Consider the following 13,815-nt stretch of genomic DNA (forward strand, 5'->3'; position numbering starts at 1 on the left):
GGTAAACCTCGGTTGTTTGATTGGTTATTGCGCGATTTATAGCGAAAGGAACCTTTGAGGAGTTTTAAACTCCTAAATCTTATCATTGCGGAAGGACGCAACAAAGTTTCGAAGGGAGAACCAGACGGGCAATTGTGCCGTCAATTCCGTCTTCTCGATTGGTGAGAGTAATCGTCGCACCAATCGCCTCAGCGGCACTTTTGGCCAAGAAAAGACCGAGCCCCACCCCCGATTTATTCCCTTGGCGTTTGAAAGGGGCGAAGAGATCGACACTCTCATCGATTCCGCACCCCTCATCGATCACTTCGATGACGATACCGACCCCGTTAAGGTAGCTTTTGAAGGCGATCGTTTTCCTCTCAGGGGTAAATTTTAGGGCATTTTGCAAAAAGTTCTGCAAAATTTGGTTGAGGAGTGTCACCTGTAATACGGCACTAAAGGCATCCGGCTCAAAACGGGTAATAAGCAATTTATTTTCACTGTTGGCTAACAGTTTAAAATCTCCTTCCCATTTTTTGAGAATTTGGATGATATCGGTTTGAATCGGTATTTCGAGCTGCGCCCCCTCTTGGCGACCGATGTTGAGAATATCGGCAACGATTTTGTTCATCTCATCGACACTTTGGTTGGTAATACGGATTGCTTCGATGTATTCTTCCGGTGTTCTTTTCTTTATCAGGGTTACCTGATTTTTGAGTTTAATAACAGCGAGGGGAGTCTTGAGTTCATGTGCCGCACCGATAAAGAGCTCTTTTTGGTACTTAACAAAATTTTGAATACGGGCGATAAGACGATTGAGTGTTTCCCCCAGCGGCTCGAATTCATCCGGGAGCTGTTCAACCTTGATGGGACGAATCAGGTGCTCGTTCATGTTGGCAAGACGGCGGCTCAGAGCAGTAATCGGTGCAATCAACATTTTTGAAAAAGCGATAGCGTAGAGGATAATAACGACAAAGCCGACAGCGTTGATGAGATAAATAGAGTTCATGATTTTTCGCAGCAGCCGTTTGGTCGGAGTAATGTCACGGCTAATTTTCAGATAAGAGGACTTTTCAAAATCAAATGGATAGATAAGCGTGAGGGTAGTTGTTTTATCTTTATGATCTGTTTCGTAAAAATCGAGATGCTCTTCATCCGGTGTGAGGGTAATGAGTTCGACATTGAGTCCCATAAGAGCATCAGTATTGTTTTGCTGAGTCGATAACAGAGATTTATAGGAAGCAATATTTTCAGCGTAGCCGATCAGTTCAGCTTGTTTTTCGTCGTAAATGGATTGTTTGATAAAAAGGTATAGAAAAGAGGAGAAAAGGATAACCAATGCCGCCGAAGCGACAATGAGTTGAAAAAGAAAGCGTCGTCTTATACTTCTTTTGGAAAACAAAAGCGGTATCCACGGCGGCGTACCGTCTCGATGGTTGTAATACCGAGAGGTTTGTCCATTTTTTGACGGATTTGGTTGATTGCAACCTCGATAACATTTGGTGTAACAAGCTCAGGCTCTTCCCAAATAGCATCCAACAATTGCTCTTTAGAGACGATTTGGTCACGATGACGTGCAAGGTGAGTCAATACTTCGAAAGGTTTCCCTTTAAGTTCGATCTCTTTCTCTTTGTAGATGATTTTTTCCTCTTCAGGATTAATAATCAAATCATCGATTTCGATAATATTGCTTCCGCCGAAACGGAGACGTGCTTCGATACGTGCGACAAGTACATCAAAATCGAACGGTTTGCGGATATAGTCATCAGCACCGGCGCGGAGCGCTTCGATTTCACTTTCGTTGTCATCACGAGCAGAGAGAACGACTACTACCGTTTTAGGGGTATTAGTTTTAATATCAGGGATGATATCAACGCTGTTACCGTCCGGCAACATCCAATCCATTAAGATTAGGTCATAGTTACGGATGTCGAGATAGTACTCGCCATCTTTTAGGGTTTCGACGACATCGCTTTGGTAACCGAACTCTTTAAGCCCTTCTGCAAGGGTTTTATTGAGGGTTACTTCATCTTCAATGATCAGAATACGCATTCAGATTCCTCATGTAACGGAAATTTTGCCGAAATGATACCATACTTTTAGAAAATTTTAAACTTTTTTTCAATTTTTTTTAAAAATAGGAATGGTAATGAACAAAAACGGTGTTTTTGATGTTCTCTATTATTTAGCCGGATTAGGGATAATTTTGATTTCAACACGTCGGTTGGTTTCACGACCGGATGGGGTATCGTTTGACGCGATCGGCATACTTTCGCCATAGCCTACGGATTTGATACGGGCTGAGTCAACTCCGCGCGAGTTCAGATAGGAGGTAACACTTTGGGCTCGAAGTTGTGATAACGTAAGATTTGAGGCATCGTTTCCGACATTATCGGTATGTCCTTGGACCTCTATTTTGGTTTCAGGATATTTGATCATAACGTTAGCAATATCATTCAAAACAGGTGCAAAGTTAGGTTTGATGTTTGCTTGTGCGCTGTCGAATGTGATTCCGCCCGGCATATTTAGATTGATTGTATCCCCTTGGCGCTGTACTTCGACACCGCTTCCTTTGAGCTCTTTATTGAGTTCTTCTTGCTGTTTATCCATATAATATCCGATACCTCCGCCGGCAGCCGCTCCAAGCGCACCTCCGATAAGGATTCGTTTGGCACTATGATCACCGGTAGCGGCTCCGGCAGCAGCTCCGGCAAGACCGCCGATAAGCGCTCCTGTTTGAGTTTTGGAAAAACCTGTTTCCGTTCCTGCACATCCGATGAGTAGTAATCCTGCGGTGAATAATGATAAAGCCATACGTGTCATTTGATGTTCCTTGAGTGTGAGTTTTGTGTTATTAGTATACCGCTGAATCGTGAACCAATTGTTTATATATAGCGGATTGTATGCTGAACGCCGACGGTACAATTGGACAAAATATCAGGCTTGCGAATGCTTAAAGTAAGTTCTTCAATTAGTGGAAAGTTTTGTTTCAGAGTCGTACCCAAAAGGTTTAAAGCAGTTTCGATTAACTCAAATCGTTCATGTTTCATCGTCGCTTCGATGATCTGAGTTACGTCGGCGTAATTAATGAAGTTACCCGCAGAGTAGGGATAGTCGATTGTACAATCGATACGCACCTGCTGAGGAGTAATGCGTTCGTGGTCGAGAATACCGATGATGGTTTCAAAGGTTAGACTCTCGATGAGGATTGTCATGCGACCCGTTTCTCTTCCCCTTTGAAAAGGCGGATAAAGTTAGGGATATGTTTATAAAAGAGGATAAAAGCGATAAAAAGTACCGGAGCGTGAGACATTGTTGGGTAGAGAACGAATGACGCAATCACGAGGGAAAGCAATCCGAGCATGGAAGAGAGGGATGAAATACGGATCGTTTTGGCCGCAACTCCCCACACCACCAGTGCGATGGCTGTCGGAATCGGGAGCATAACGGCCATAACACCCATACCGGTTGCAACTCCTTTGCCCCCTTCAAACCACATGTACGGGCTGAAACAGTGTCCGAGTACGGCGAGTACCGCTACCATCCATTGAACGCTGTCGCTAAGTTCGAAATATTTTGCGGCAAGAACGACGATAATCCCTTTTAGCGCATCGAGCGCGAGGGTAGCAGCTCCAAGCTTTTTGGCGAGGGAGGGGTTGGTCTCTTTGACAACCCGTAGCACGTTGGTCGCTCCGATACTGCCTGAACCTGAATCGGTGATATTGACTCCTGCAAACACTTTTGCCAAAATCAGCCCGAACGGGATACCGCCGAGGAGATACGCGGCCAAATAAAACTGCACGTTGAGATTAAATAAAAAATCCATTCGATTCCTTTTCTTAGGTAAACAAGGCGGTATTATAATTCACCGATGGTTACAATGAAATAAAAAAGTGCTTAAGAAGTTTTACGCTTCAAGGAGAGGGCGGTATGAGTTTGGTTATAATAACAGCTTTATCGAATGTATAAGGAATAGTGGTTTGAACACTGAAGAATTAAAACAAAAAATTATTGATCTTAAAAACCGTCTCAGCGTTACCGTCGTGGCGCACTTCTATCAGCGGGATGAAGTATTTGAGATGGGAGATATTACCGGCGATTCACTCGAACTTGCCCGTCGTACGATGGCGGATGATAAAGAGTTCGTTGTGTTTTGCGGTGTCGGATTTATGGGACAAAGCGTCAAAATTCTCTCCCCAAATAAGCGGGTTGTTATGCCGAAAGTTGCCTGCTGTGCAATGGCGCGTATGATTGATGGACTCTATTATGATCAATCGATCCAAAAGCTCGAAGATGCGGGGATCAAGCAAGAAGATATTTTACCGATCACCTATATCAACTCCAATGCCGATGTCAAGGCGCGTGTCGGGAAAATGGGGGGGATGGTCTGCACCAGTTCCAATGCCAAAATGATTATCACTAAAGCACTGGCTGAGGGGAAAAAAATCCTTTTTGTACCGGATCGCTGCTTGGGGCAGAATATCGCCAATATGATGGGGCTGAAATCGTGCGTACTTGGAGACGGTAGTGATCCCAAAGAAGCCGATATCATCTGTTATGACGGATTTTGCTCCGTCCATCAGCTCTTCAGCGTCGATGACATCGAGTTTTATCGTGCCAAATATCCGGGAATTTTGATCGCCGTTCATCCCGAATGCGATCCTGCTATCTGTGATCGCGCCGATTTCGTCGGATCGACCTCACAGCTCATCAAATACATTAAAGAACTTCCAGAAGATCAAAAAGTCGCGGTAGGGACCGAATTTAATATGGTCAATCGCCTTCGTCCGAGTAACACCTATATTCTCTCCAGTACGAAACCCGAATGTCCGACGATGAACGAGACGACGCTGGAAGATTTGTATAACACCCTCAAAGCAATCGAGGACGGTGCGCCGATCAATGAGATCGAGGTGGATGAAGAGACTGCCTACTGGGCGAGAATTGCACTTGAGAGGATGATGGCGTTATGATTGAGCAATTTATCCGCGAAGTGTTGGCTGAGGATGTCGGGCGGGGGGATTTGTACGCACGGGTTTCTGATCCTGTTCCCGCATCAGCAAAAATTATCGCCAAGAGTAAGGGCGTAGTCGCCGGAGAACTCTATCTGCGGGTACTGGCGGAGTGTGAGAAATTTAGTATTACGTGGCACAAACATGACGGTGAAACGTTTGTGAGTGGGGAGGTTTTGATGGAGCTTTCCGGTGATTCGCATACATTGCTTCGGATTGAGCGGACGCTGCTGAATATGCTTCTTCATGCCAGTTCCATTGCGACATTGACGCGCCAATACGTCGATCTCATCACACCCTATGGTACCAAACTACTCGATACCCGAAAAACACGCCCGCTGCTTCGTAATTTTGAGAAATACGCCACCCGTATCGGTGGAGCGACAAACCATCGGATGGGATTGGATGATGCGCTGATGCTTAAAGACACCCATCTCAAAACTATCACCAACCTCGAAAGCTTTATGGAAGAGGCCCGTAAAAAAATCCCGTTTACCTCTAAAATCGAGATTGAAGCGGAAGATTTTGAGATGGCTAAAAAAGCGATGAAGGCGGGAGCCGATATTGTAATGTGCGACAATATTTCCCCTGAACACTTAGGCGAAATCGTACTCTTTAAGCGAGAAAACTATCCCTCGGTGCTGCTTGAAGCAAGCGGTAATATTAGCCTAGATACTATCGAGAGTTATGCACGTACCGGCGTTGATGCGATCAGTACCGGCTCTCTCATTCATCAGGCAAATTGGATAGATCTGTCTATGAAAATGGATTAAGGGTAACTTGTGGCTGACGATCAAGAAAAGACCGAAGAACCCACCTCCAAAAAGATTGAAGATGCCAGAGTAGAGGGAAATGTCGCCAAAAGTCAGGACATCGTCGGTGTCGTAGTCCTCTTCGTAGCAATTTTAGCTCTTTTGATGATGTTTACGTTTATCGCCGATCGTCTGCTCAACCTTTCGCGCTATTATTTTTCGTTGATGAATCAGCCGTTGGATCGTGAATTGATGTTTGATATGGCCTTGATAACGTTTCGGGAATTTCTCATTATGGCGCTTCCTATCTCTATTATTGTTGCGATCGCGGGAGTTTTTGGGACGGTAGCACAGATGGGATTTAACTTTACGACGAAACCGCTCATGCCGAATTTTTCCAAACTCGATCCGATCAAAGGATTCGCCAACCTTTTTACCCTCCAAAAAGCACTTGAATCGCTCAAAATTACTTTTAAGTCTTTGACTGCTTTGGGAATCGGTTTTATCTTTTTTTGGGGATACATGGAAGAACTGCCAACGGTTGCTCTCTTTACCCTCGAAGATCAGATGGGGTGGTTGCGGGATAAAGCGATCGTCCTTGCTTCGGTCATGCTTATCATCATTTTTGTGTATGCGATTTTCGATCTTTTTATTACCCGAAAACAGTATTTCGATAAACTCAAAATGTCGAAACAAGAGATCAAAGATGAGATGAAGAATATGGAAGGGGATCCGCATATCAAGGCAAAAATTCGCCAGATTCAGATGCAGGCGGCACGTAAGCGGATGATGTCCTCCGTTCCGACGGCGGATGTCGTTATTACCAATCCAACCCACTACGCCGTAGCGATAGTCTACGATGAAACCAAACATAATGCTCCGGTGGTGGTGGCCAAAGGGGTTGACAATATCGCGATTCAGATTAAAAAGATAGCACGTGAAAATGGGGTTCATATCGTCCAAAATCCTCCCCTCGCACGCTCGCTTTACAAAGAAGTGGAGATTGACAGAGCGATTCCCGATATGATGTTTGCCGCAGTTGCCGAAGTGTTGGCGTATGTCTATAAGATGGGTAAGAAGCGCAAGGAAAACGTCTAATGGATCGCTGGTACCATTTTTTATCCGATAAAAAGATGATCGCCGGGGTATTTTTATTCATAGCGATAATGCTGGGCGGTGTGTTATGGTATTTGGAGCAAAAGGTAACCTCGCAAACGTTAGAGCGGCTGAGTGACCAACTTACACTGGCGCTGAATAATCAACTCGAAAAAGAGCGTTCTACCGCTTTGCGCTATGCGTTGATACTGGGGCAAAACAGTTCTCTGAGCGAGGCATTGGAACAAGAGGATGAAGATAAAGGTTTTGAAATTTTATCCGAGGTGATGGAGTCGATTAAACTTCATACCGATTCGTTGATCCGGTCTCAAATCATCACGTCGGATTACGTTATTTTCGCCCGCAGTTGGGATAATTCGTATGCCGGGATGCCGCTGGATTTTCACCGCCCCGATCTGCTCTATTTTCAAACTCATAAGAATCCCCGTTCGGCAATCGAAGTTGGGCGAAAAATCGGCGTTAAAGCGACCGTTCCCGTTTATCACAGTGAGAAGATGATCGGGTTTGTCGAAGTGGTCTCTTTTTTCGAATCGACGCAGGAATATTTTGATCGGTTGGGGATTGATCTGTATATTTTGATGGATGAGCGGTTTTATGAAACGGCGGTATTTATGCAAGAGAATCCAGCCATCGGCAAGGAATATATTTTGGCCAATCCGAAATACACCGAAAGCGATTTAAAACTTTTAAACGGGATCAATTTTAAAACACTCAAAACAGCCCGTGTCATTTTTAGCGGCGGACGGTATCTTTTTTATGAACCGATGATGAACGGGGAGGGTGAGAGTATCGGAGCTTTTATTTTTTCCCTTTCACCGAAGCAAATTACGACCTATGCTCACTCGGATGAAGAGGATATTTCATTTTTGATCCATCTCTCCCGTAATGAGCTTTATGATGTTATGGTGAAAAAATCGCTCGATAATGCCCAGTTTCAAAGTGTATACGATAAAGAGCTGTTGTATCTCAAAGACACTGTGGGCCCAGAGGATCGAGAACTCTATCTCGAAGAAGCACGTGAACGGCTTAATGCGTATTCCAAAGAGGAATTGATCGGTATTATGCTCGATTACAAAGTAACCAACGAGATCAAAGGGGAGATACGATGAAGGTATTGTTACTCGAAGATGAATACATGCTCCGTGTGAGCATCACCGAGTTCTTAGAAGAACTAGGGCTTGAGGTAGTCGGATTCAGCAATGGCGAGAGGGCATTCGATGCCATTTATGAAACCCATTTTGATCTTTATCTCCTCGATGTCAATGTCCCGGGGATGAACGGGTTTGATCTCCTCCGTACCCTTCGCAAAGAGGGGAATAAAACTCCTGCGATCTTCCTCACCTCGATGGTCAATGTAGACGATTTGCAGGAGGGATACAAATCGGGATGCTGCGACTATATCCGTAAGCCGTTTGATCTTACCGAATTGCAGATACGGATTATGCATGCATTGAAAAGTTTTTATCATGAGGGGGAAAACAAAATTGATTTTGGCGAAGGGCTGATTTACGATACTGAAAACTTCACTTTGATGCACAACGATCATAATATAGCTCTTAGTAAAACGGAAAAAGAGATTTTTGCCGTATTGCTCAAGCACACGAATCAAGTCGTCTCGGTGGAGATGTTTCAAGATGAGATTTGGGGTGAGTACGTCGATCCTGCCAATATCCGTGTGCAGATCAATAATTTACGTAAAAAGCTCCCTTTAGAGATCATCCAAAATCGTCGCGGGCTGGGTTACATCATTGAACGATAATCGCTACGCCCTTAAAAATGCTTTTTTGTATACGATGCTGGTAGCAGTATTATTACTGGTTCCTACCTACTTGTATGTCACCTACATGAAATATGTGTATGAAATTCAGTATGAATTTAAGCTCAAACGTCAATCGCATTTGATTCTCCGTTCGATGGAAGAGTTTGATCCTAAAGAGAAACAAGCGTTTGATTACCCGAGGTTCCGTTCGTTTCAATCAGGGTTGTATGATCTCCATTTTAAGCCGATTTTTACCCTAATTCAATCCGAAGTAGGTATTCAAAAAACGGGATATCATATCCAGAACGGATATGCGTCTTTGGTGGTGGCTCTTCCTGAACGGCGATATTTTGATGCATCGTATTTAGTGGTAGGAGGGGAGATTTCGTATGCACGCATTTATCAGGATGTGGTCATTATCCTCCTCTCCATCGCTGCGCTGATCTTTGTCCTCTCGCTTTTCTTTTTGGATCGTTTTGCCTTGCCGTTTCAGAGAGTCAACAAACGGCTCGATCAGTTTATCAAAGATTCGATGCATGAGATCAATACGCCGCTTTCCATTATCAATGTCAATATCGATCTTTATCATCGATCCAATCCGAGTAATAAATACCTTAAGCGGATTAAGGCGGCAACGAAAACCCTTGCTACCCTTTATAACGATATGGACTATTTGATTAAAAACGAACGCTTGGCTTTTGAATATGAACGCATTAATCTTAGCCGCTATTTGCAAGAGAGGATTGATTATTTTGCTGAAGTTGCCGCTTTGAAAAATATTACATTAGAACCGTATATCGATGAAGAGGTAGGAATTTTATTCAATCCCACACAGCTTCAGCGGATTATCGACAATAATCTTTCCAATGCGATTAAATATTCGCGGGAAGAGGGGAAAATCGATATCTTTTTACTGAATATGGATGATCGATGTGTCATGAGTTTTAAAGATTATGGTGTCGGAATCGAAGATGTGAACCGTATTTTTGAGCGTTATTATCGTGAAAATCGTGATAAAGGGGGATTTGGGATAGGGCTTAATATCGTCAAATCGATTATCGATAAAGCGGGAATTGAGCTTCAAATCGACTCAATCTACGGGAAAGGAAGTACCTTTTCGTATACTTTTTACCCGCCTATTTGCACTCTCCTTTAATTATCCATTTTTTTTACATTAATTTTACACTCCTGCTTTACAATACTCCTCGAAATAAGAATTCAAGGAGAGCCAATGCGAAAAGTGATCATGCTCGGTCTTGCAACTTTTTTAAGTGCAGCCGATTTATCACAGGTAATTGAGAGCCCGGATGCGACGGCCATTTTGAAAAAAGATGCCCTTCCTGCAGCTAAAGCGTACGTCATGCCTGAGGGATGTGTCAGCAATGACCCTAAAGCGATTGCCCGTGGAAGCTATATTTTCCATAACCTAAACGGAAAAGATGCAAAAGAGAATCCGCCGGAGGGTTTAACTCGCCTTCTTCCTGATGGTAAAGAGAAACAAATGGGTAACTGTGTTGCCTGTCACAACATCGAAGGGGCCAAAGGGTACGGTAATATCGGCCCTGATTTGAGCAAGTACAAAGAACTTTACATGGATAGCGGCGTGCGTAATGCTCAATTTATGTACCAAAAAATTGCTGATCCTCGATTGGATAATCCAAAATCGGCTATGACGGTTAATTTGGCTAATGGTTTGATGAATGAGCGCGAAGTGTGCGATTTGATATCGTATATCACAGCAGTTAAAAAATAAAGTTCAAGGAGAAATACTATGGAAAGAAGATCATTTTTAAAAGGTTTTGGGGCAGCGGCGGCATGTGCGATGGCATTGCCTCATGTATCCAGTGCGGCAGAAGAGAAAAAATCGGGCGGTCCGAATGAGATGAATTTTGAGACGGCAGTTGCTGCGATTACCGGTGGTAAAGCATTGGTTGCTTCTGCAAAAGTCAAAATGGAAGCTCCTGAGATTGCGGAAAACGGTGCGGTTGTTCCGGTAAAAGTGAGCGTTGAGAGTCCAATGAACGCAAAAGATTACGTTAAAGCAATCCATATACTCGCGTCAAAAAATGGAAATGTCCGTTGTGCCAATATCTATTTGACCCCTGCAAACGGGGAAGCATTTTTCGGTACCCGTGTAAAACTCGGCGGGACTCAGGATGTGGTAGCGATCGCAGAGATGAGTGACGGGTCGTTCCTTAGCGCAAAACAAAATGTCAAAGTAACCATCGGCGGGTGTGGTTGATTTTAATCAACTCTATAACGTTTAGTAAAAATTGATAAAGGATTAATATTATGAAAACACTGATTAAAATCAAACCGAAAGATTACAAAGCAGGCGATGTTGTAAAAATCGACTTTATGGCGATGCATCCGATGGAAACCGGTATGCGTAAAAACAAAGATACGGGAGTATTGATTCCGGCTGAATACATCGATGAAGTGAAGTTTATGTTCAACGATACGTTGATTACCAAAATGGTGATCTGGGAATCTCTCTCGGTGAACCCTCTTATGAGTATCAGCTTTAAAGTACCGGGTGCTGGAACACTCAAAGTTATTGCAAAAGATAACAAAGGTCAAAGCGTCGAGAGTACGACACAAATTACTCCAAAAGGATAAGCAATGCGTACTTTATCTATCACGGCAGCGTTGGTGTGTTTAGCCCTTTTGGGAACAGTGAATGCGGAAGAAAAACTCAGTATGTCCGATGCGGACAAAAAAATGTACGCAGAGCTTTTGGATAATAATCCCGCAGAGATGGATGTAGCTGAGGGGGAACAACTCTTTGGTGAACTTATCGGGAGTGCCGGGTACGCTAAAATGTTAGGTGTTAAAGAGAAAGATCTTCCTAAATACATCGCAGGATTCCCACGTTACGTCGAGAGTGCTAAAAGAGTAGTGACGTTGGCACATAGTATCCAAATGGCGGCTGCGGCGAATGAAAAACCGGTACCGAAGCTTGAGAGCAAAGAGATGGTTAAAATATCTGCGTATGTCAAATCATTGGCGAACGGACAGAAAACCAATATTGATGTTAAAGCGAATAAACATATGCAAGAAATGATGAAACTTGGACAAGAAGTGTTTGAAGAGCGTCGCGGCGGTCGCGGTCTTTCATGCAACAATTGTCACAGTATGGATATCATCGGACAGCGTCTACGTATGCAGCCGTTACCGGATTTAGGGGCAAAAGAGACGGCAGCTGCAAGTACTTGGCCGGCATACCGCATGACCCAAAGTCAAATGGTGACGCTCGACAAACGGATGCAGCAATGTATGAAAAATGCCCTTTTAGCTGAACTTCCACTCGGTTCGAAAGAGATGGTTGGATTGGAAGTGTACGTCACCAACAAAAGCAAAGGGAATACTATCGCTATTCCAAGCGTAAAACGTTAAGGATTAAACGATGGATTTATCACGAAGAGATTTTTTCCATATCGCTGCGGCGTTAGGGATCGGAGTACCTGCCGTTGCTTCTGCCGCGGGAGGTCCGAAACGTGCCGATGAGGTAAGCCTCAAAGATATTTATGGGTTCAATGCAAAAGGAAATGTGACGCTGCTTCATATCTGTGATATGCATGCCCACATTAAACCGCTGTATTGGAGAGAGCCTTCGACATTGATCTCTGCTCCTAATTTGACCGGAACTCCGGGATTTTTATGTGGAGAGTCATTTTTGAAACATTACGGGATGCAGGGTAAAACCTTGGATGCCTATTTCGACACGTTTATGAACTTTGATGCGTTAGCTAACAAGTTTGGGAAAATGGGGGGAATTTCGCACATGAAAACCCTCATCAACCATATCAAAAAAGAGCGCGGTGCGGACAATGTTATGCTTCTCGATTCTGGGGATACATGGCAAGGGACGGGCGTTGCCCTTAAAACCGGCGGTGAAGCGATCGTCAAAGCGCAAAACTACCTCGGTGTAGATGTCATGGTCGGTCACTGGGAATTTACGTACGGTAAAAAACGGGTAAAAGAGCTGATTGAGATGCTCAATGCCAAATTCGTTTCTCAAAACGTCGTCGGGGATGATTCGTTTGCCGATGATTTTGAGGAGCTGATTTTTGAACCTTATACCATTATGGAGCGAGGCGGTGCGAAGATCGGTATTATCGGTCAGTCGTTTCCGTTTACCTCTACGGCAAACCCAAAAGAGTTTACCCAAGGGTGGAGTTTCGGCTTACGTTTAGATACCCTTCAAACGTATGTGGATAAACTTCGTAAAGAGGAAAAAGTGGACTGTGTTGTGGTTCTTTCACACGACGGTTTCAGCGTTGACCAAGAGGTGGCTCGTCAGGTCAAAGGGATCGATTTCATCCTTAGCGGACACACGCACGATCCATCTCCACGTCCTACGGTAATCAATGGTACGGTGATCGTTATCGCCGGAAGTCACGGTAAATACGTCGGACGTCTCGATCTCGATATCCAAAACCATAAGGTCAAAGGGTACGAGTACAAACTGATTCCGGTTGCGTCGAATCTGATCCCTGCCGATCCTGAGGGGGAGGCGTTGGTTAAAGAACTTTATTCACCGTATGATTCCGAACTTTCCGAAGTGTTGGGGATTACCAAATCGACCTTGTTTAAACGTGATACCTTCCATTCGACGTTCGATCAGTTGATCAACGATTCGATTATCGACGCGATGGATTCGGATATCTCGTTTACTCCGGGATACCGATGGGGGACAACGGTTCTCGGCGGTGACAAGATCACAATGGACGATGTCTACGATATGACTGCAATTACCTATCCGAACGTCTATACGTTTGAGTTGACCGGCTTGCATATTCGTACATTGCTCGAAGATATCGCCGATAACGTCTTTAACGCCAATCCGCTTTATCAACAAGGAGGCGATATGAGCCGCTTGGGTGGAGTGACCTATGAGATTCGCGTGGGTGCTGTGAGCGGTAAACGTATCACGAACATCATGGTAGGTGGCAAACCTCTCAATGATACGAAAGTCTACAAAGTCTCTTCATGGGGAGGCAACCTGCAAAATGCAGGTTCAAACCTCAAAGATTCGTTGACTAAACCGGTCTACGATGTGACAGCGGCCTATATCCGCCGTCAGAAAAATGTCAACATCAGCGGTAACAGCAATGTCAAACTGATGGATTATGACTGCGGATGTCCGAAAAAAGGTTCACGTGGGTGTTAAGCACCTGTGTGTAAATCGATCAAA

16 protein-coding genes are annotated in these 13,815 nt (G+C 44.2%); 11 read left to right on the plus strand and 5 right to left on the minus strand.

Going from position 1 to position 13,815, the window contains the following annotated elements:
• Window positions 1-82: 82 nt before the first annotated feature.
• The 5 genes from B649_RS02205 to plsY all read right to left on the minus strand — a co-directional run bounded on the left by B649_RS02205 (window position 83) and on the right by plsY (window position 3,805).
• Entirely contained in the window at window positions 83-1,381 is a 1,299-nt protein-coding gene (locus B649_RS02205) for a HAMP domain-containing sensor histidine kinase (protein WP_015652867.1), read from the minus strand.
• Window positions 1,360-2,031, minus strand: a complete 672-nt coding sequence (gene hsrA, locus B649_RS02210) for a homeostatic response regulator transcription factor HsrA (RefSeq protein WP_015652868.1) — start codon at window positions 2,029-2,031, stop codon at window positions 1,360-1,362. Before hsrA ends, B649_RS02205 begins: the two co-directional genes overlap by 22 nt.
• Before the next feature lie 129 nt (window positions 2,032-2,160).
• Window positions 2,161-2,802, minus strand: coding sequence for an OmpA family protein (locus B649_RS02215; protein ID WP_015652869.1), 642 nt, complete (start codon window positions 2,800-2,802; stop codon window positions 2,161-2,163).
• Between the two features lie 62 nt (window positions 2,803-2,864).
• On the minus strand, window positions 2,865-3,194 hold the full coding sequence (locus tag B649_RS02220) for a dihydroneopterin aldolase (RefSeq protein WP_015652870.1): 330 nt from the start codon (window positions 3,192-3,194) through the stop codon (window positions 2,865-2,867).
• Window positions 3,191-3,805, minus strand: a complete 615-nt coding sequence (gene plsY / locus B649_RS02225) for a glycerol-3-phosphate 1-O-acyltransferase PlsY (protein WP_015652871.1) — start codon at window positions 3,803-3,805, stop codon at window positions 3,191-3,193. Before plsY ends, B649_RS02220 begins: the two co-directional genes overlap by 4 nt.
• Before the next feature lie 154 nt (window positions 3,806-3,959).
• Between plsY and nadA the strand changes: the two genes are divergently transcribed.
• The 11 genes from nadA to soxB all read left to right on the plus strand — a co-directional run bounded on the left by nadA (window position 3,960) and on the right by soxB (window position 13,791).
• The gene (nadA, locus tag B649_RS02230; RefSeq protein ID WP_015652872.1) at window positions 3,960-4,952 is read left to right on the plus strand and encodes a quinolinate synthase NadA; all 993 of its coding nucleotides are present in this window, start codon (window positions 3,960-3,962) and stop codon (window positions 4,950-4,952) included.
• Window positions 4,949-5,764 (plus strand): carboxylating nicotinate-nucleotide diphosphorylase, encoded by an 816-nt coding sequence (gene nadC / locus B649_RS02235; RefSeq protein WP_015652873.1) that lies wholly within the window; start codon window positions 4,949-4,951, stop codon window positions 5,762-5,764. The genes nadA and nadC overlap by 4 nt, the downstream gene beginning before the upstream one ends.
• Window positions 5,765-5,773: 9 nt before the next feature.
• A complete protein-coding gene (gene flhB, locus B649_RS02240) occupies window positions 5,774-6,841 on the plus strand; it encodes a flagellar biosynthesis protein FlhB (protein WP_015652874.1) in 1,068 nt (355 codons plus the stop codon).
• Window positions 6,841-7,968 (plus strand): cache domain-containing protein, encoded by a 1,128-nt coding sequence (locus tag B649_RS02245; RefSeq protein WP_015652875.1) that lies wholly within the window; start codon window positions 6,841-6,843, stop codon window positions 7,966-7,968. Before flhB ends, B649_RS02245 begins: the two co-directional genes overlap by 1 nt.
• Complete coding sequence (locus B649_RS02250) at window positions 7,965-8,618, plus strand: response regulator transcription factor (RefSeq protein ID WP_015652876.1); 654 nt, start codon at window positions 7,965-7,967, stop codon at window positions 8,616-8,618. Before B649_RS02245 ends, B649_RS02250 begins: the two co-directional genes overlap by 4 nt.
• Window positions 8,608-9,774 (plus strand): HAMP domain-containing sensor histidine kinase, encoded by a 1,167-nt coding sequence (locus B649_RS02255; protein WP_015652877.1) that lies wholly within the window; start codon window positions 8,608-8,610, stop codon window positions 9,772-9,774. The genes B649_RS02250 and B649_RS02255 overlap by 11 nt, the downstream gene beginning before the upstream one ends.
• 75 nt (window positions 9,775-9,849) lie before the next feature.
• Complete coding sequence (gene soxX / locus B649_RS02260) at window positions 9,850-10,371, plus strand: sulfur oxidation c-type cytochrome SoxX (protein WP_015652878.1); 522 nt, start codon at window positions 9,850-9,852, stop codon at window positions 10,369-10,371.
• A gap of 18 nt (window positions 10,372-10,389) precedes the next feature.
• Window positions 10,390-10,860, plus strand: coding sequence for a thiosulfate oxidation carrier protein SoxY (gene soxY, locus B649_RS02265; RefSeq protein ID WP_015652879.1), 471 nt, complete (start codon window positions 10,390-10,392; stop codon window positions 10,858-10,860).
• Window positions 10,861-10,910: 50 nt separating this feature from the next.
• Window positions 10,911-11,237 carry a thiosulfate oxidation carrier complex protein SoxZ gene (gene soxZ, locus B649_RS02270; protein ID WP_015652880.1) on the plus strand — a complete coding sequence of 109 codons (327 nt, stop codon included), beginning with the start codon at window positions 10,911-10,913 and terminating at the stop codon, window positions 11,235-11,237.
• Window positions 11,238-11,240: 3 nt separating this feature from the next.
• Entirely contained in the window at window positions 11,241-12,014 is a 774-nt protein-coding gene (soxA, locus tag B649_RS02275) for a sulfur oxidation c-type cytochrome SoxA (RefSeq protein WP_015652881.1), read from the plus strand.
• Between the two features lie 10 nt (window positions 12,015-12,024).
• Entirely contained in the window at window positions 12,025-13,791 is a 1,767-nt protein-coding gene (gene soxB / locus B649_RS02280; RefSeq protein ID WP_015652882.1) for a thiosulfohydrolase SoxB, read from the plus strand.
• Window positions 13,792-13,815 lie beyond the last annotated feature (24 nt).

It is taken from the genome of Candidatus Sulfuricurvum sp. RIFRC-1 (genome assembly GCF_000310245.1).
Lineage (GTDB): Bacteria > Campylobacterota > Campylobacteria > Campylobacterales > Sulfurimonadaceae > Sulfuricurvum.